This is a genomic window from Sphingomonas sp. SUN019, from assembly GCF_024758705.1.
In the GTDB taxonomy this organism is placed as follows: domain Bacteria; phylum Pseudomonadota; class Alphaproteobacteria; order Sphingomonadales; family Sphingomonadaceae; genus Sphingomonas.
The window spans coordinates 665,477-681,570 of record NZ_CP096971.1; the positions used below are offsets into that span (position 1 = coordinate 665,477).

Below are 16,094 nucleotides of genomic sequence, written 5' to 3' on the forward strand. Positions count from 1 at the left end.
TGAAACGAAGCGGTGGCGTTAGCGTTACGCTACCCGAACAAGTTCAGGGAGCAACTGATGGCCGACACGCCCGAAACACCGCCGACCCCCGCCAAGGCCCCGGCTCCGCCGCGCCGTCGCGCCGCAACACGCAAGACCGTGGCGAAGCCCGCCGCGGCGAAAACGCCCGCAGTGAAGACTGACGCGAGCGACGCGAAGCCTGCGCCGGCGAAGCGTCCGACGACCCCGAAACCGCGATCGACGAAGCGCGCGACCCCGGCCCCGACGCGGCGCGCCGCGCCCAAGGCTGCGCCGAAACCAGCCGCCACCGCGAAACCAGCCGCTGCCAAGCCCGCCACGCCAAAGACCACGCTCGCCAAAGCGACCGACAAGGTCGGCGGCAAATGGGGTGCAGCGGCGGTCGCAGGCGGCGTCGCCGCGATCGGCGTCGCGGCGACTGCGGCATTGCTGTCGCTGCGCGGATCGACGCCCAAACCGGCGAAGAATCCCAAGCGCGCGCATACTGCCGACGGCGCCGACGCGTCGAAATCGTTCGGCGCGGGGATCGCCGACGAAGGCACGATCCCCGGCAAGGCGTGAACGGGGCGACACCGGCTCGTTTCCGCGGTCCTCCCGCCAACTCCCCGCCGTGAAGTCCATTCACCCGATTTTTACGTAAGATACGTATGGTGCCCGTTGGGAAAGGCAGGGGACCATGCTGCTGCGGATCAAACCCGGACAGGCGCGTCTGGGGATGTACATTCACGGTTTCGACGGCGGTTGGTTCTCGCACCCGTTCTGGCGTTCGCGATTCCATCTGACCGACCCGGCCGACCTGGCGAAAGTCCGCGACAGCGATGTGGCGGCTGTCGTGATCGACGTGTCGAAAGGGCCAGGACCGGATGAGGCGCCGCCGCCCGCCGCTGCAACGGACCACCGCGACGCGCCGTCGCGCATCACCTACGTCGGTCCCGTGCGCGCCGCCCCGCAACGCGCGGCCGATCGCGCAAAGGCCGCGCAGGACCGCGACCACGCGCTCGCGCGCGAAACCGTCGGCCGCGCGAAACGCGTGATGAAGCAGGTGTTCGACGGCGCGCGACTGGGTCGCGCGATCCGTTCGGCCGACGTGGTGTCGGTGGTCGACGACATTTCCGCCTCGCTCGACCACAATCGCCACGCGCTGATCGGCGTCACGCGGCTGAAGGCGAAGCACGAATACACCTACCTCCATTCGGTCGCGGTCTGCGCGCTGATGGTCAATTTCGCGCGCGAGCTGGGGATGGACGAAGCCGCCACCCGCGAGCTGGGAATGGCGGGCCTGCTGCACGATGTCGGCAAGATGGCGGTTTCGGACGCGATCCTAGACAAGCCAGGGCCGCTGACCGACGAGGAATTCGCCGAGATCCGCCACCATACCAGCCGCGGCCATGCGTTGCTGAGCGAAAGCGACGCCGTGCCCGACGTCGCGCTCGACGTATGCCTGCACCACCACGAAAAGATCGACGGCTCGGGTTATCCGTTTCGGCTCGGCGGCGACGAGATCAGCCTCAGCGCGCGGATGGGCGCGATCTGCGACGTGTACGACGCGATGACGTCTAACCGGTCGTACAAGGTGGCGTGGAAACCGGTCGAGACGATCGCCGCGATGCGATCGTGGGAGGGGCATTTCGATCCCGTGCTGCTGTTCCGCTTCATGCGCAGCGTCGGCATCTATCCGGTCGGCACGTTGGTCCGGCTGCGGTCGAACCTGCTGGCGGTGGCGCTGGACAACGGCCGCCGCGCCTCGCGCCCGCGCTTTCGCGCCTTCTACGCGGTCACCGATCGCGCCTTCGTCCCGGTGCGCGACGTGCAGATCGCCGACGATCTGTCGGGCGATCAGGTGATCGAGGAGGCCGATCCCACGACATTCGGGTTCGCCGACTGGCCCGCGATGTGCGAGCGAATCGTGGCCGGCCAGCCGCCGCTCGCCGCCGCGGCCTGACGCCTATTTCTTGACCAGGCCGATCTCGACCAGCCGTTCATGCAGGTAGTCATGGGCGGTGATCGGCTCGGGGTAACGGTTCGGGTTCTCCGGCGTGATCGTCTGCGGCAGCGTCTCGATCAGGAAATCTGGCGCAGGATGCAGGAAGAACGGCATCGAATAGCGTGAATGCCCGCGGCGTTCGGGCGGCGGATTGACGACGCGGTGCGTGGTCGAGGGAAGGACATGATTGGTCAGCCGCTGCAGCATGTCGCCGACGTTAACCACCATCGCGCCCTCCGGCGGCTTGATCGCCAGCCAGCGGCCGTTCGCGCGGTCGAACAGCTCCAGCCCGGCCTCTTCCGCGCCCAACAGGAGCGTGATCAGGTTGATGTCCTCATGCGCGCCCGCGCGCACCCCTTCCGCATCGGCCGGGATCGGCGGATAGTGCAGCAGGCGCAGAACCGAATTGCCGTCCTTCACCGCATGGTCGAACCAGTCTGGGGCAAGCTCCAGATGCCGCGCGATCGCCGACAGCAACTTGTCGCCTGCGGTGTCGAAGGCGGCGAACAGTTCGACGAACGTGTCGCGGAACCCTTCGGGTCGCGCTGGCCAGATGTTCGAGGCCATCCTGTCGGCGAAGCGGTGCCCGGCAGGCAGTTCGCGCCCGACGTGCCAGAATTCCTTCAGGTCGACCGCGCTCGCGCCTTTGGCGATCTCGGTCTTGAACGGCGTATAGCCGCGCGCGCCGCCGCCGCCCGCGACGAAGTACCCGCGCTTCTCGTCATCGGGCAACGCGAACAGTTCGGCGGTTTCGGCCCATGCGCGCTTGACCAGATCGTGCGGCACGCCGTGATCGGCGACAATCGCAAAGCCGAACCGCTCGAACGATCCGCCCAGCGCCGCGGCGAACGCATCGGGATCGGTCGCCTGATCGTCGAGCGACAGTGTCGGCACTTGGGCCAGCGGGGAATCGAGCATCAAACGCATCCGGATCAGATCGGGGAATGTCCGGATATAGGCCGCGCCAGCGCGATCGGCCATACGCCACTAACCGGGACCGGTCATCGCTTCACCAGTGTGGGCATTTACCGCAGCGGCAGCCCCGACAGCCCGGTCACCTTCTTCTGCGCCAGCGTCTGGAAATCACACAGCACCCCGCGCCAGAAACCCATGCACGACAAGGCGAAATACAGCAGCCACAGCCGCGTGCGGGTTACCCCCGCCTCCGTCGAAGCCTCGTCGCGGCGTGCATACAGCCGTTCGCTCCACGCCTTCAGCGTCAGGTGATAATGTTCGCGCATCGTCTCGACGTCGCGCACCTCGAACCCCCAGCGTTCCACATTCGTCGCGGTCATGCCGACATAATCGAGTTCGCCGCCGGGAAAGATCCAGCGGTTGATGACCTTCATATACGCCGACTGCCGCCGAAACTTGCTCAAGTCGCGGGTCGCGCGCCGTGTCGTCGCCTGATGCAGATACAGCCCGCCGGGCGTCAACAGCCGCGCCATCTGGGCGAAGAACGTGTCGTGATTGTCGATCCCGACGTGTTCGAACATGCCGATCTGTGCGATCGCGTCATAGCTTTCGGGCGCATCCAGTGTGCGATAGTCGCGCAATTCCAGCGTCACCCGGTCCCCGAACCGCTCGGTCCGCGCCCGCGCCGCCTCTAGCTGCGCCGCGCTCAAGGTAACGCCGTGGACGGTTGCGCCATAATGGTCCGCCGCGTGTGCCGCCAGACCGCCCCAGCCGCAGCCGATGTCGAGCAGCCGTTTTCCCGGCGCGAGCCGCAATTTGGTGCAGATCAGATCGAGCTTTCGCCGTTGCGCCACGTCGAGATCTTCGTCGACATCGGCGAAGACCGCGGACGAATATTGCATCTCCTCACCCAGAAACAGGGCGTAGAAGGCGTTCGAGACGTCGTAGTGAAACTGGATCATCGCCTGATCGTCGCGCCCGCGCCCGGCGATGCGCTTCACCCGCGCGGCAAAGCCCAGCCCCGCATCCTCGGGCGTTCGCTCCCGCAGGAACGGCAGGGCATGGCGCAGCACCAGCGCACGATCGACATGTCGCTTCAGATGCACCGCGCGCAGATGCTCCCACCGCCCCAGCGCCTCCAGCGGACTGCCGCCGGTGATGTCGATCCCGCCCGCCAGATACACCTCGACCAAGGTGGTCAGCCGTGGCGAGCGCACCAGTCGCCCGATCGCCGCGGGCGACGCGATGACGATGCGGATGTCGTCGCGCGCATCCCGCCCCAGCGGAAGCACCTCTCTGTTCCACAATTCGACCGAGCAATCCGCCTGCAGATGCAAGGCGATATGCGCGATCAACGCGCGGGCGTGTGGCAATCTGTCCCCCATCGCGACGACGATGGCAGCGGTACGCGGACGCGACAACCGGCCACTTGCGCAACCAATCGGTTGCTTATAAGTAATACGCAACCAGGAGGTTGCTCATGTCCGATACGATCGAACGCATCATCGACCTGAATGCGCCCGTCGACCGCGTGTGGCGCGCGATCAGTGACCACCGCGAATTCGGCGTATGGTTCCGCGTCGCGCTCGACCAGCCGTTCGCGGTCGGCACGCCCTCGACAGGGCACATGACCTATCCCGGCTATGAGAACATGCCGTGGGCGGCGACGATCGTCGCGATCGAGCCGCCGCACCGCTTCGCCTTCCGTTGGGTGCCGAACGCCACCGACACCGCGGTAGATTATTCGGAGTGGCCGACGACTTTGGTCGAATTCGTCCTTGCGCCCAACGGCGACGGCACGCGGTTGACGGTGACCGAATCGGGCTTCGACCAGCTTGCCCCCGATGTCCGCGACAGCGCACTGCGATCAAACGAAGGCGGCTGGATCGAGCAGATGGAAAACGTCCGCCGCCATGTCGAAAGCTGAAGCGCTCGCCCCGGTTTTCGCCGCGCTGGGGGATCGGACGCGGCTGACGCTGATGCTGCGGCTGGCGGGCGGTGCGCATCTGTCGATCGCCAACCTCGCGATCGACACCGGGCTGACGCGGCAGGCGGTGACCAAGCATCTGCGGGTGCTGCAGGGTGCCGGGCTGGTCGAGAGCGCGCCGGTGGGCCGCGAAACCCGCTTCGTCGCGCGCGCCGACGCGCTCGGCCCGGCACGCGCGTTCCTCGAGAACGTGACGCGACAATGGGACGCCGCGCTCGATCGCCTGCGTATGCTGGTCGAGGAAAAATAGCGATCGCACGGCTCGACAGCAGCCACGCGCTTCGACACGGAGCGTTCCGGGCGACCGCAACGCGCCGGGGGATCACGATGGATTTGCGACGGCGCGACTTTCTGGCGCAGGGCACGCTTGCCGCGGCGGTCGCGCTGACCAGTTGCGGCGGTGACGGCGGCGGCACAGGCGGCGTAGCGGTCGTGCCGTCGACCACGGCGACGCCTGCGCCCAGTCCTAGCCCGTCGCCCACGCCAACGCCGACCACAACCGCCGCCCGCCTCATCCTGTGGGGCGACAGCCGCACCGAAGGCATCGGCGCGGTCGCTCCCGACGTTTTTCCCGCGGTCGTCGCCGCGCAACTGCCGTCGCTGACCGTCATCAACGCCGGGCGATCGGGCCAGAACGCCGCGCAGATCGTCGCGCGTCAGGGTGGCGCACCCGCCTTGCTCACGGTCGCCGCCAACACCATCCCCGCCGCCGGACCGGTCATGGTCGTATCGGCGAGCGCCAACATCTTCTTCTACGCGGGCGATCCGAACGCGCGCGGCGACATCGCGGGCACGCTGGCGGGCGTCGCCGGTATTTGTGCCAGCGACGGCGGCGGGACCACCAGTTTCATCCGCTCCGCAGCGGGAAACGCGGTCCCCTGCCCCGCCGGAACGCCGTTCATCCCCGATCAAGCGGTGGCGGAACGCAGCTCGATCATGTTCCTGTGCGCCGGACGAAACGGGATCGAACTGGAAGATCCCGCCGAAACGGTCACGCTGACCGCGCAGGCAGTCGCTTATCTGACCGGATCACCGCGCTACATGGTCGCGGGCGTCATGCCCGATCGCGGCGTTCGTATCGGTCTGCCCGAACGAATACCCTACGACCGGCTCAACGCCGCGCTGCAATCGCGCCACGCGTCGGCCTATCTAGACCTCTCGACTCCGCCGAGCGATGCCGAGATGCTGGCGATTGGCTATACGCCCGACGTGTCGGATCGCGCCGACATTGCGGCCGGAGTCTTTCCGTCAGGGATGTTTCAGGACGCGACCCACCTGTTGCGCACCGGCCAGGCGATCTGGGCCGGGCGCGTCGTCGCGCGGATCAAGACACGCGGCTGGGCCTAGGGTCAAACTAGTCTTCGGTGCCCTCGGCCGGACGTTCGAACCAGGATTCGACCTCGCCTTGCAGCTTGATCGTCAGCGGGCGGCCGTTGCGGTCGACCTTCTTGCCCAGCGCGACGCGGATCCAGCCGTCGGGGATGCTGTATTCCTCGACATCCTTGCGCTCGGCGCCCTTGAAGCGGATGCCGATCCCGCGCTCCAGCGCGGCCTGGTCGAAATGCGGGCTGTTCGGGTCGATCGACAGGCGATCGGGAGGAGTATCGGTCATGGCGCGGGTGCCTAGCCGATCCGCGCGCACAAAAAAAGCGGCGCGAGGATCGCTCCCCGCGCCGCCCTTCGATCAATCACCAGCCGCCGTAATAGCCCGGAGGTGGTGCGCGATATCCATAGTCGCCGTACCCATAATCACGATAATAACTGCGGCGCGGATAGTAAGCGCGCGGGCGATAGTAACGCTCGCGGTAATAGACCCGCGGCGGCGGACCGTAATACCCACGGTCGTAATAATAGCCGCGGTCGTAATAACGGTCGCGATTGTTCGACGCGATCGCCGCGCCCAGGCCAAGCCCGATCACGCCGCCGATCAGCGCACCCGCTGCGACATCACCGCCACGGTCATAATGGCGTCCGCGCCAGCGTTGCGCATCTGCCGGGGCGGCGGCCGACAGCGCGGTAGCAGCCATGGCGGTGCCGAGGCCCGCCTTCATCAGCAATCCATTCATCTCGAACCTCCTCATACTGTTACGCTCGGTTCCGCTCGAGGTGTAACGCACAAGGCTGCGAGCGTGTTCAAAGCTATGGCCGAGTCGGTCTGAACCGGTGCAGAATATGGCGTTCATGTGGCGTTTAGGGAATATGCGATGGCGTTCTGGCTGTTGAAATCCGAACCGGAAACGTATGGCTGGGATGATCTGATCCGCGACGGCGCGACGGAGTGGGACGGCGTGCGCAACAACGCCGCCGCGGCGCATCTGCGCGCGATGAAGGCCGGTGACGAGGCGTTGTTCTACCACAGCGGCAAGGACAAGGCTGCCGTCGGCATCGCGCGCGTTTCGCGCATTGCGCGCAAGGATGGCGATGACGGAAACTGGGTATCGGTCGCGATCGAACCGGTGAAGCCGCTGCCCGCGCCCGTCACATTGGCGGCCATGAAAGGCGACGCCCGGCTCGCGCAGATGTCGATGATCCGCCAGTCGCGGCTGTCTGTTTCACCCGTCACGGCGGAGGAATGGAAGGCGATCTTGGCGCTGTCGGGCTGATGGCCGGATTGTTTCACGAATCCGACACAATGTTTCCCTAGCGCGTTCGGCAGCGGGGACGACGCTGGCCGATTCGACTCGAGCGAATCCGATACGGCGCGCCACCCGGTTCAGGGAATCTTCGGGGAACATCATGTCGACACGCATCATCAAGCGCGCCCTTCTTCTGGGTGCCGCCTTCTCGCTCGCCACCGCCGCCCATGCGCAGACCGCCGACCAGGCGCCGGTCGAGACCGCCGACAGCAGCGCGCTGGGCGACATCGTGGTCACCGCCGAACGCCGCAGCGAAAACCTGCAGCGCGTGCCGGTTTCGGTCGCCGCGGTGAAGGGCGACGACATCCGCGCGTTCCAGGCGGGTGGCGAGGATGCGCTGGCTCTGGCAGGCCGCGTCCCCGGCCTGTACGCCGAAACGACCACCGGCCGCATCTTCCCACGCTTCTACATCCGCGGTCTCGGCAACATCGATTTCTATCTCGGCGCGTCGCAGCCGGTGTCGATCATCCAGGACGACGTCGTGCTGGAACACGTCGTCCTGAAGTCGAACCCGGTGTTCGACGTGAACCAGATCGAGGTGCTGCGCGGACCGCAGGGGTCGCTGTTCGGCCGCAACACGACCGCGGGCATCATCAAGTTCGACACGATCCGTCCGTCGATGGACTTCAACGGCCGCGCCTCCGCCAGCTACGGCAGCTACAATACCGCGACGCTGGATGCGGGCGTCGGCGGGCCGATCGTCGCCGACAAGGTCGCGTTCCGCCTGTCGGGCCTGTACCAGCGCCGCGACGACTGGGTCGACAATACCTTCACCGGCACCGGTGCGGACGGCACGCGCGGCGGCAAGGATGCGCTCGGCGGGTTCGAGGAGAAGGACGTCCGTCTGCAATTGCTGTTCACCCCGACCGAGGCGCTATCGATCAACGTGTCGGGCCATGCACGCGACTATGACGGCACCTCGACGATCTTCCACCGTCAGGCGATCAAGCGCGGCGGCAACAATGTTCAGAGCGAACCGCGCGACAAGATCGCGCTCGACGAGGGACAGGGCAACCCACAGGCTTATACGACCTACGGCGGTTCGGTGAACGCCGCGCTCGAACTCGGCGGCGTCACGCTGACCTCGATCACGGCGTACGAGACGACCGCCGGTTTCAGCCGCGGCGATACCGATGGCGGCGCGGCGGCGAACTTCCCGGTCAACGGCCTGCCCAACGGGTTCGGGCAGAGCCAGGGCAACGTGCGCGATCTCGATCAGTGGACGCAGGAACTGCGCCTCGCCAGCAACGGCGATGGGCCGTTCAAATGGCAGGTCGGCGGTTTCTATTTCGACAGCCGCGACGACACCGAATTCTATCAGCGCGCATTCTTCCTGACACCGCCTGCCAACAATCCGAACAATTTCGTCCGGCTGCACAACGTCAACACGTCGTGGGCGGCGTTCGCGCAGGGCAGCTATGCGCTGACCGACGCGCTGACGCTGACGGTCGGCGGCCGCATCACCGAGGACAAGAAGCGCACGGCGCTCGTGCGCTCCACCCGGAACGCGGCGGGCACGGTCGACCTGTTCCCCGCGACCGCGCCGCGCGACGTGCGGTTGAAGGCGACCGAGCCGAGCTTCGACGTGTCGGCGCTCTACACGGTCAACCCGGACCTGAACCTGTACGCCCGCGTCGCGCGCGGTTTCCGCGGCCCGACGATCCAGGGGCGTTCGGCGGTGTTCAACTCGCCGTTCACGACCGCGGACGCCGAAACGATCGTGTCGTATGAGGCGGGTTTCAAGAGCCAGCCGACATCGAACCTGCGCTTCAACGCCACCGCCTTCACGTGGCGTGTCGATGACATCCAGCTGAACGGTAACGACGCCGACGGCAACGGCGTGTTGTTCAACGCCGATCACGCCAACGCGTACGGGATCGAAGCGGAGGCGGAGTGGCGGCCGATCCGCAACATCTCGTTCTCGCTCGGCGCCAGCGCGCTGCATACCGAGATCAAGGACAAGCGCGTCTTCGCTCAGGTCTGCGCGCTGAACGGCCGCACCACCTGCACCGTGCTGGACCCGACGATCGTCCGCACGATCTTCGGCCAGCCCGCGACGCTGGCGCAGGTCGACGGCAACCCCCTGCCCAACGCGCCGAAATGGCAACTCAATGCCGCGGTGCGCTATGACATTCCGCTGTGGAACGATGGCGCGCTGTTCGTTTCCGGCGATGCGAACGTGCAGGGCTACACGAACTTCGTGCTGTACCGGACGCGCGAATTCTACGCCGATGGCAATCTCGAGGCGGGGTTGAAGGTCGGCTACACCACGCCGGACCAGAAATACGAAATCGCCGCATTCGCCCGCAACATCACCGGCGAAAAGAATTTGAAGGGCGTGATCGAGAACTACAACGCCGCGGTCTTCAACGAACCGCGCATCATCGGCGTCTCGCTCAGCGGACGGTTCGACTGACTTGTCTCCATCCCGCATGACGTGACAGTGCTTCCCCCGGAAACTCTACCGGGGGAGGCGGCGGTGACGACAGGCGGAAGCGACACCTCGCCACGACTGCGCATCTTCATGCTCGGCGCTACCGGCACGATCGGCCGCGCGACGGTTCGCGCGCTGATCGACCGCGGCCATGAATTGGTGTGCCTGATACGGCCGGGTTCGGGACAGTCACTGCCCGGCGGCGCGACCATTCGCTACGGCGACGCGACCGATTCAGGATCACTCGTCCGCGACGGACTCCGTGGCGAACGATTCGATGCCCTCATATCGTGCCTCGCCTCGCGCACCGGCAGGCCCGGCGACGCCTGGGCGGTCGACTATCGGGCGCACATCGACGCGCTGGCGGCTGCCAAGGCGGCGAACATCCCGCACTTTGTCCTGCTGTCCGCGATCTGCGTGCAGAAACCGCGTCTCGCGTTTCAGCACGCGAAGCTGGCGTTCGAGGCGGCGCTGATCGATTCCGGCGTACGCTATTCGATCGTCCGCCCGACCGCGTTCTTCAAATCTTTGTCGGGGCAAGTGGCGCGCGTCCAGCGTGGCAAACCGTTCCTGTTGTTCGGAAACGGTGCGCTCACCGCGTGCAAGCCGATCAGCGATGCCAATCTGGGGGCGTATATCGCCGACTGCCTGACCGATGAAGCGCGCTGGAACCGGATATTGCCGATCGGTGGCCCCGGCGCGGCGATCACGCCAAGGCAACAGGGCGAAAGATTGTTTGCGCTGCTCGGACAGCCGCCGCGGTTCCGCCAGGTGCCCGTAAAGTTGCTGGACACGATCATCACCGTGCTCGGCGCGCTCGGCCGCGTCGTACCGGCGCTGGCCGACAAGGCCGAGTTGGCGCGGATCGGCCGCTATTATGCGACCGAATCGATGCTCGTGCTGGATCCCGCGACCGGTCGATACGACGCCGACGCCACGCCTTCGACGGGGACGGAAACGCTGTTCGACTATTACGAAGGCCTGATCCGCGGCGACGCCACGCCCGAGCGCGGCGCCCACGCAGTGTTCTGACTTACGCGGCGACCTTCGCCCGGCTCGCCTTCTTGCGCTCGTTCGCGTCCAGGAACCGCTTGCGCAGCCGGATCGACTTCGGCGTTACCTCGACCAGTTCGTCGTCGTCGATGTACGCGATCGCCTGTTCCAGCGTCATCTTCTTCGGCGGGGTCAGGCGGATCGCATCGTCCTTGCCGCCCGATGCGCGGAAGTTGGTCAGCTGCTTCGCCTTCATCGGATTGACCTCCAGGTCATCCGTCTTGGCGTTCTCACCGATCACCATGCCCTCGTACAGCGCCTCGCCGTGGCCGACGAACAGAATGCCGCGATCCTCCAGCGGCCCCAGCGCATAGCTGTTCGCTTCGCCCGATCCGTTGGAGATCAGCACGCCGTTCTTGCGGCCCTCGATCTTGCCCTTGTGCGCGCCGTATTTCTCGAACAGCCGGTTCATGATCCCAGTGCCGCGCGTGTCGGACAGGAATTCGCCGTGGTATCCGATCATGCCGCGACTGGGTGCGCTGAACGTGATGCGCGTCTTGCCGCCACCCGACGGGCGCATATCGGTCATCTCGGCCTTGCGGACGTTCATCTTCTCGACGACCGTGCCCGAATATTCCTCGTCCACGTCGATGATGACGGTTTCATACGGCTCGGTCTTCGCGCCGTTTTCGTCCTCGCCGAACAGCACGCGCGGACGGCTGATGCCGAGTTCGAAACCCTCGCGGCGCATCGTCTCGATCAGCACGCCAAGCTGCAATTCGCCGCGACCCGCGACTTCGTAGCTGTCGCGATCGGCCGCTTCGGTCACCTTGATCGCGACATTCGATTCGCCTTCGCGGAGCAGGCGGTCGCGGATCATGCGCGACGTGACCTTGCTGCCCTCGCGCCCAGCCATCGGGCTGTCGTTCACTGCAAAGCGCATCGACAGCGTCGGCGGATCGATCGGCTGAGCGTGCAGCGGTTCGCTGACCGACGTGTCTGCGATCGTGTTCGACACGGTGGCGACGGTCAGGCCAGCCATCGAGATGATGTCGCCCGCCTTCGCTTCGTCCACCGGCACGCGGTCCAGCCCGCGGAACGCCATGATCTTCGACGCGCGGCCGGTTTCGACGATCTTTCCGTCGTTATCCAGCGCGTGGATCGGCTGGTTCAACCGCACCGTGCCCGAATTGACGCGCCCGGTCAGGATGCGGCCAAGGAAATTGTCGCGATCCAGCAGTGTCACCAGAAAGGTGAATGGCGCGTCCACGTCGACGGTCGGTTCGGGCACGTGGCTGACGATCGTCTCGAACATCGGCGTCAGCGTGCCTTCGCGCGCATTCTCGTCGGTGGAGGCGTAACCATTGCGCCCCGATGCGTACAACACCGGAAAATCGAGCTGCTCGTCGGTCGCCTCCAGCGAGACGAACAGGTCGAACACCTCATCCAGCACTTCCTGGATACGCGCGTCCGACCGGTCGACCTTGTTGACGACGACGATCGGACGCAGCCCCAGCGCCAGCGCCTTGCCGGTCACGAACTTGGTCTGCGGCATCGCGCCTTCGGCCGAATCGACCAGCAGGATTACGCCGTCGACCATCGACAGGATGCGTTCCACCTCGCCGCCGAAATCGGCGTGACCGGGCGTGTCGACGATGTTGATGCGGGTCTTGTGCCCCTTGTGATCGTCCCATTCGATCGACGTCGGCTTGGCCAGGATCGTGATGCCACGCTCCTTTTCCAGATCGTTCGAATCCATCGCGCGCTCCTCGACGCGCTGATTGTCGCGAAACGTGCCGGACTGGCGGAAAAGCTGATCGACCAGGGTCGTCTTGCCGTGATCGACGTGCGCAATGATCGCCACGTTGCGGAGGCTCATGAAATTCTCTCGATGTGCGTAAGACTGGGTAGCGCGCGCCCCTAGCGCATTTGTTGCATTGCGGGAAGGGTTACTCCATCCAGTTTTCGAGGCGCAGTCCCTTAATCCTGGCGAACTCGCGCGTATTGGCAGTGACCAGGGTGAGGTCTCGCGCCAGCGATTGTCCTGCGATCAGGACATCGAACGGCCCGATCGGCGTTCCGGTGCGCCTCAACCGCGCGCGTATTTCACCGGCGACACGCCCGTCGTCCGCATCGAACGACAGCACGGGGAAATCCAGAGCGGATAGGCGATCGAGGTTGGCCGTGACCCGCTCGCTGTTGAAGGCGCCGAACATCAGTTCGTGAACAACGATGCTGGAAAGGACGACATCGCCGGGCCGGTGACGCATCGTTCGTTTCAGCGCTGCGGGATGATGCGCCATCAGCGCGATGACGATGTTGCTGTCGAGCGAATACAGCATCAATCGAACGAAGGACCGTCGGGCATCACCTCTGGCCCCGGCCGATCGAGCGTGGCTTGGACCGCATCGGAATCCATCGGTTGTAGGCGTGAAAGCCATGCCCAGCCGTCTTTGGGCACCGGCTCCAGGATCACCCTGTCGCCTTCACGGCGGATGCTGACCTGTTCGCCCTCGAAGCGATATTCCTTCGGCAGCCGGACCGCCTGACTGCGGCCGCTCCAGAATATCTTGGCCATGTCGTTCATCGGAAGGCCTCGCGTGCTGCTATATATCATTGGTATATAGCAGCACGCGCACCATCGCAATCAGCCCTAGAATCGCCCCGCAACCTCCACGCCGTAGAAGCGTGGCTCGCCCGCGATATAGGTCGGGACGCCGAACCCGCCGCCGGTGTTCCCGGCATCGATCAGGTAACGGCGGTTGGTCAGGTTCCGCGCGAAGCCACCGATCCGGTAGCGTCCCTCGGCGAACTCGACGCCCGCGCGAAGGTTCACCAGCACATAGCCGTCCTGGCTGATCGCCTCCGAATTGGGTAGTTCGAAGAACACCTTGCTCTGGTAGCTGGCGGACGGCGTGGCGTAGAATTCGACCCCGTTCGTGAACGGCAGGCGGATCGTCGCGCCGCCCGATGCGGTAACCTTCGGTTGCAGCCGGAAGCGTGCGCCCGCAAAGGTCGGCGCGACATTGCCGCCCTCATCGATCTTGCCGTCGATGTAAGCGAAGCTGCCGAACAACGAGAGTTCGTCGGCGATGCGGTAGGTCGCTTCCGCCTCGACGCCGGGGTTTTTCGCTGACCCGGCGCTCTGCGTCGTGGTGACGCCGTTGTTGGTCACCGACACCTGGAACCCGCGGTACGTTTGGTAGAAGGCCGATAGCGTGCCGGTCAGCGGCCCGCGGCCCAGCTTCAGCCCGGCCTCGTAGTTCCACACCACTTCGTCGGGCACGATCTGCAGGTTCGGCACGACCACGCCGCCCGCCGCGCGCGCGGCAAGCTGGACGATCGGTGAGCGCCGCCCCTTGCTAACCGTCGCATACAGATTGAGCTGGTCGGTCACGCGATACAGCGCATTGAACCGTGGCAGGATCGCGGTGAAGCTGCTGTCCGCCTCGAACTTGCGCCCCCCTGTATTGGCGGTGCCGAGCAGGCTGACACCCGCGATCACCGAATTGGGCTGGACCGAGCTGTAGCCGGACTGGCGGTCCTCGATCAGTACGCGCGCGCCGACCGTAATCTCCACCGCCGGGGTTGGAATCCACGTCCCGTCCGCGAATACCGAATAGGTGTCGTTGTTGCCGTAATTGGTGAACTCCGCCGCATAGGGAATGGCGGTCGCCGCGCCGCGCGTCAGGATCCCGGTCGCGCGGGTGGCGGGGATCGTGCCGTTCGGCGCGACGCAATTCGGCCCGGTTGTCACCCCCGCACCATTCAGGATGCCACGCACGGTCGCAAACCCGGTCGCCACCGAACAGGCGATATACGTGCCCTCCTCGGTCGAGAACGGCACGCGCTGCTGGCCGTTCTCGAAGAAGGCATTCCAACCGAACGACGCGCGATACGTATCGCCGCTGAACGCGAAGCGCCCTTCGTGGCTCCACTGATCGCCCTTCGCATCCTCGGCGAATTCGAGATACCAGGCCGGGCCGCCGTCGGCGTCGAACGTCTCCAGGCTGTCGAAGCGGCGATAGCCGTTGACCGTCGTGAAGGTGACGCCCGGCGCAAGATCGACGCTGACCGTCAGGTTCGCGTCATACACGTTGCGGTCGAGCCCAAGCTTGCGCTTGCCCAGCACGCTCTCGCTGAACGGCGATCCCGACAGTTCGGCGTAACCATAATCGCCGGTCTGCCCGCCGGTCGGCGCGAAGGCGCGGCTCTTGAACGCGGTGCCGGGATTGCGTTGACCGTCATAGGTCAGCACGAGATCGGCGGTGATCGCGTCGTTCGGCGTGAAGCGCAGCGACCCGCGGATGCCGCGCTGATCCTGTCCGTTCAGATCGTCCTGATCGACACGGCCCTGATTTTGGTTCGGCACATCCGGGTCACCAGCGATGTTGCGGACATAACCGTCGCGATATTTATACGCGAAGGCCAGCCGGCCGCTCAGCACATCGTTGCCCGCATTGATGAACCCCGCCACCTGGGTGCGGTTGAAATTGCCGTAACTGGCGAGCAATTCGCCCGAGAAACCCGGCTGCGGCTTGGCGGAGATGACGCTGACCGCGCCGATCGCGGCGGCGGTCCCGAACAACGTCGCCTGCGGCCCCTTCACGACCTCCAGCCGCTCCAGATCGTACAGATCCTGATACGCCCCGCGCGACCGGCTGATGTCAACGCCGTTGTAGTAAAGTGTGACCCGCGCGCCCTGCTGCGCCGATCCCGAATCCGACGTGATGCCGCGGATGACGAAGCCCGGATTGTTCGCGCTCTGCTCCTGGATGCGCAGGCCCGGCACGAACAGCGCGACTTCGGCGAGCGAATTGACCCCGATCTCGCGCATCCGATCCTGCGTCACCGCGGTGACGGTCAACGGCACATCCTCGATCCGTTGCTCCAGCTTCTGCGCGGTCACGACCACGTCGTTGCTGCTGTCCGGCGCGGGCGTTTCGGTGGCTTGAGCCAACGCGCCGGTCGAGCAGCAGGCGAGCAAGGTGGATAGCGCCGATCGCGCGAACAGTCTGGTCATGTTGAAGAACCCCTTTTGTGCATCGCAGCGATTAGGAGCGGTCGAAGGCAGTTCCGCGACGGGCGCGTTGCGGATCGATGACACGGGCATTCATTTACGCCCTG

Annotated in this window: 16 protein-coding genes; 8 read left to right on the top strand and 8 right to left on the bottom strand. The window is 65.6% G+C overall.

From position 1 onward, the window contains the following. The first annotated feature begins 57 nt into the window (after window positions 1-57). A complete protein-coding gene (locus M0208_RS03235; RefSeq protein ID WP_258890296.1) occupies window positions 58-579 on the top strand; it encodes a hypothetical protein in 522 nt (173 codons plus the stop codon). Window positions 580-694: 115 nt separating this feature from the next. Beyond that, the gene (locus tag M0208_RS03240) at window positions 695-1,960 is read left to right on the top strand and encodes an HD-GYP domain-containing protein (RefSeq protein ID WP_258890297.1); all 1,266 of its coding nucleotides are present in this window, start codon (window positions 695-697) and stop codon (window positions 1,958-1,960) included. A gap of 3 nt (window positions 1,961-1,963) precedes the next feature. On the opposite strand, the gene M0208_RS03245 is transcribed toward M0208_RS03240, so the two are convergent. Together M0208_RS03245 and M0208_RS03250 are read right to left on the bottom strand one after the other, a co-directional pair. Next, window positions 1,964-2,920, bottom strand: a complete 957-nt coding sequence (locus M0208_RS03245; RefSeq protein ID WP_258893156.1) for an isopenicillin N synthase family oxygenase — start codon at window positions 2,918-2,920, stop codon at window positions 1,964-1,966. A 107-nt stretch (window positions 2,921-3,027) separates the two neighbouring features. Next, window positions 3,028-4,302: a cyclopropane-fatty-acyl-phospholipid synthase family protein gene (locus tag M0208_RS03250; RefSeq protein ID WP_258890298.1), complete on the bottom strand. Its 1,275-nt coding sequence runs from the start codon at window positions 4,300-4,302 to the stop codon at window positions 3,028-3,030. Between the two features lie 95 nt (window positions 4,303-4,397). On the opposite strand from M0208_RS03250, the gene M0208_RS03255 reads away from it, so the two are divergent. The 3 genes from M0208_RS03255 to M0208_RS03265 all read left to right on the top strand — a co-directional run bounded on the left by M0208_RS03255 (window position 4,398) and on the right by M0208_RS03265 (window position 6,251). Next, a complete protein-coding gene (locus M0208_RS03255) occupies window positions 4,398-4,844 on the top strand; it encodes an SRPBCC family protein (RefSeq protein WP_258890299.1) in 447 nt (148 codons plus the stop codon). Beyond that, the gene (locus M0208_RS03260) at window positions 4,831-5,154 is read left to right on the top strand and encodes a helix-turn-helix transcriptional regulator (protein WP_258890300.1); all 324 of its coding nucleotides are present in this window, start codon (window positions 4,831-4,833) and stop codon (window positions 5,152-5,154) included. Before M0208_RS03255 ends, M0208_RS03260 begins: the two co-directional genes overlap by 14 nt. Window positions 5,155-5,231: 77 nt before the next feature. Further along, window positions 5,232-6,251, top strand: a complete 1,020-nt coding sequence (locus M0208_RS03265) for a hypothetical protein (RefSeq protein ID WP_258890301.1) — start codon at window positions 5,232-5,234, stop codon at window positions 6,249-6,251. Between the two features lie 7 nt (window positions 6,252-6,258). On the opposite strand, the gene M0208_RS03270 is transcribed toward M0208_RS03265, so the two are convergent. Both M0208_RS03270 and M0208_RS03275 read right to left on the bottom strand, forming a co-directional pair. Continuing rightward, window positions 6,259-6,516, bottom strand: a complete 258-nt coding sequence (locus M0208_RS03270; protein WP_258890302.1) for a DUF3297 family protein — start codon at window positions 6,514-6,516, stop codon at window positions 6,259-6,261. A 76-nt stretch (window positions 6,517-6,592) separates the two neighbouring features. Further along, the gene (locus M0208_RS03275) at window positions 6,593-6,970 is read right to left on the bottom strand and encodes a hypothetical protein (protein ID WP_258890303.1); all 378 of its coding nucleotides are present in this window, start codon (window positions 6,968-6,970) and stop codon (window positions 6,593-6,595) included. Between the two features lie 138 nt (window positions 6,971-7,108). Between M0208_RS03275 and M0208_RS03280 the strand changes: the two genes are divergently transcribed. From M0208_RS03280 to M0208_RS03290, 3 genes are all read left to right on the top strand, one after another. After that, window positions 7,109-7,507 (top strand): EVE domain-containing protein, encoded by a 399-nt coding sequence (locus M0208_RS03280; RefSeq protein ID WP_258890304.1) that lies wholly within the window; start codon window positions 7,109-7,111, stop codon window positions 7,505-7,507. A gap of 133 nt (window positions 7,508-7,640) precedes the next feature. Continuing rightward, complete coding sequence (locus M0208_RS03285) at window positions 7,641-9,956, top strand: TonB-dependent receptor (RefSeq protein WP_258890305.1); 2,316 nt, start codon at window positions 7,641-7,643, stop codon at window positions 9,954-9,956. A gap of 21 nt (window positions 9,957-9,977) precedes the next feature. Next, the gene (locus M0208_RS03290; protein WP_258890306.1) at window positions 9,978-11,006 is read left to right on the top strand and encodes an NAD(P)H-binding protein; all 1,029 of its coding nucleotides are present in this window, start codon (window positions 9,978-9,980) and stop codon (window positions 11,004-11,006) included. A 1-nt stretch (window position 11,007) separates the two neighbouring features. Here the strand turns inward: M0208_RS03290 and typA are convergent, their stop codons facing one another. From typA to M0208_RS03310, 4 genes are all read right to left on the bottom strand, one after another. Next, on the bottom strand, window positions 11,008-12,846 hold the full coding sequence (gene typA, locus M0208_RS03295) for a translational GTPase TypA (RefSeq protein WP_258890307.1): 1,839 nt from the start codon (window positions 12,844-12,846) through the stop codon (window positions 11,008-11,010). A gap of 70 nt (window positions 12,847-12,916) precedes the next feature. Further along, window positions 12,917-13,408, bottom strand: coding sequence for a type II toxin-antitoxin system VapC family toxin (locus M0208_RS03300; RefSeq protein ID WP_309546976.1), 492 nt, complete (start codon window positions 13,406-13,408; stop codon window positions 12,917-12,919). Further along, window positions 13,309-13,554: an antitoxin gene (locus M0208_RS03305; protein WP_258890309.1), complete on the bottom strand. Its 246-nt coding sequence runs from the start codon at window positions 13,552-13,554 to the stop codon at window positions 13,309-13,311. The genes M0208_RS03300 and M0208_RS03305 overlap by 100 nt, the downstream gene beginning before the upstream one ends. Before the next feature lie 66 nt (window positions 13,555-13,620). After that, window positions 13,621-15,990, bottom strand: a complete 2,370-nt coding sequence (locus M0208_RS03310) for a TonB-dependent receptor (protein ID WP_258890310.1) — start codon at window positions 15,988-15,990, stop codon at window positions 13,621-13,623. Window positions 15,991-16,094 lie beyond the last annotated feature (104 nt).

Bases quoted from the DNA above. Each gene is read 5' to 3' on its own strand.
- M0208_RS03235 (WP_258890296.1), top strand. From the start codon at position 58: ATGGCCGACACGCCCGAAACACCGCCGACCCCCGCCAAGGCCCCGGCT.
- M0208_RS03240 (WP_258890297.1), top strand. From the start codon at position 695: ATGCTGCTGCGGATCAAACCCGGACAGGCGCGTCTGGGGATGTACATT.
- M0208_RS03245 (WP_258893156.1), bottom strand. From the start codon at position 2,920: ATGCTCGATTCCCCGCTGGCCCAAGTGCCGACACTGTCGCTCGACGAT.
- M0208_RS03250 (WP_258890298.1), bottom strand. From the start codon at position 4,302: ATGGGGGACAGATTGCCACACGCCCGCGCGTTGATCGCGCATATCGCC.
- M0208_RS03255 (WP_258890299.1), top strand. From the start codon at position 4,398: ATGTCCGATACGATCGAACGCATCATCGACCTGAATGCGCCCGTCGAC.
- M0208_RS03260 (WP_258890300.1), top strand. From the start codon at position 4,831: ATGTCGAAAGCTGAAGCGCTCGCCCCGGTTTTCGCCGCGCTGGGGGAT.
- M0208_RS03265 (WP_258890301.1), top strand. From the start codon at position 5,232: ATGGATTTGCGACGGCGCGACTTTCTGGCGCAGGGCACGCTTGCCGCG.
- M0208_RS03270 (WP_258890302.1), bottom strand. From the start codon at position 6,516: ATGACCGATACTCCTCCCGATCGCCTGTCGATCGACCCGAACAGCCCG.
- M0208_RS03275 (WP_258890303.1), bottom strand. From the start codon at position 6,970: ATGAATGGATTGCTGATGAAGGCGGGCCTCGGCACCGCCATGGCTGCT.
- M0208_RS03280 (WP_258890304.1), top strand. From the start codon at position 7,109: ATGGCGTTCTGGCTGTTGAAATCCGAACCGGAAACGTATGGCTGGGAT.
- M0208_RS03285 (WP_258890305.1), top strand. From the start codon at position 7,641: ATGTCGACACGCATCATCAAGCGCGCCCTTCTTCTGGGTGCCGCCTTC.
- typA (WP_258890307.1), bottom strand. From the start codon at position 12,846: ATGAGCCTCCGCAACGTGGCGATCATTGCGCACGTCGATCACGGCAAG.
- M0208_RS03300 (WP_309546976.1), bottom strand. From the start codon at position 13,408: ATGGCTTTCACGCCTACAACCGATGGATTCCGATGCGGTCCAAGCCAC.
- M0208_RS03305 (WP_258890309.1), bottom strand. From the start codon at position 13,554: ATGAACGACATGGCCAAGATATTCTGGAGCGGCCGCAGTCAGGCGGTC.
- M0208_RS03310 (WP_258890310.1), bottom strand. From the start codon at position 15,990: ATGACCAGACTGTTCGCGCGATCGGCGCTATCCACCTTGCTCGCCTGC.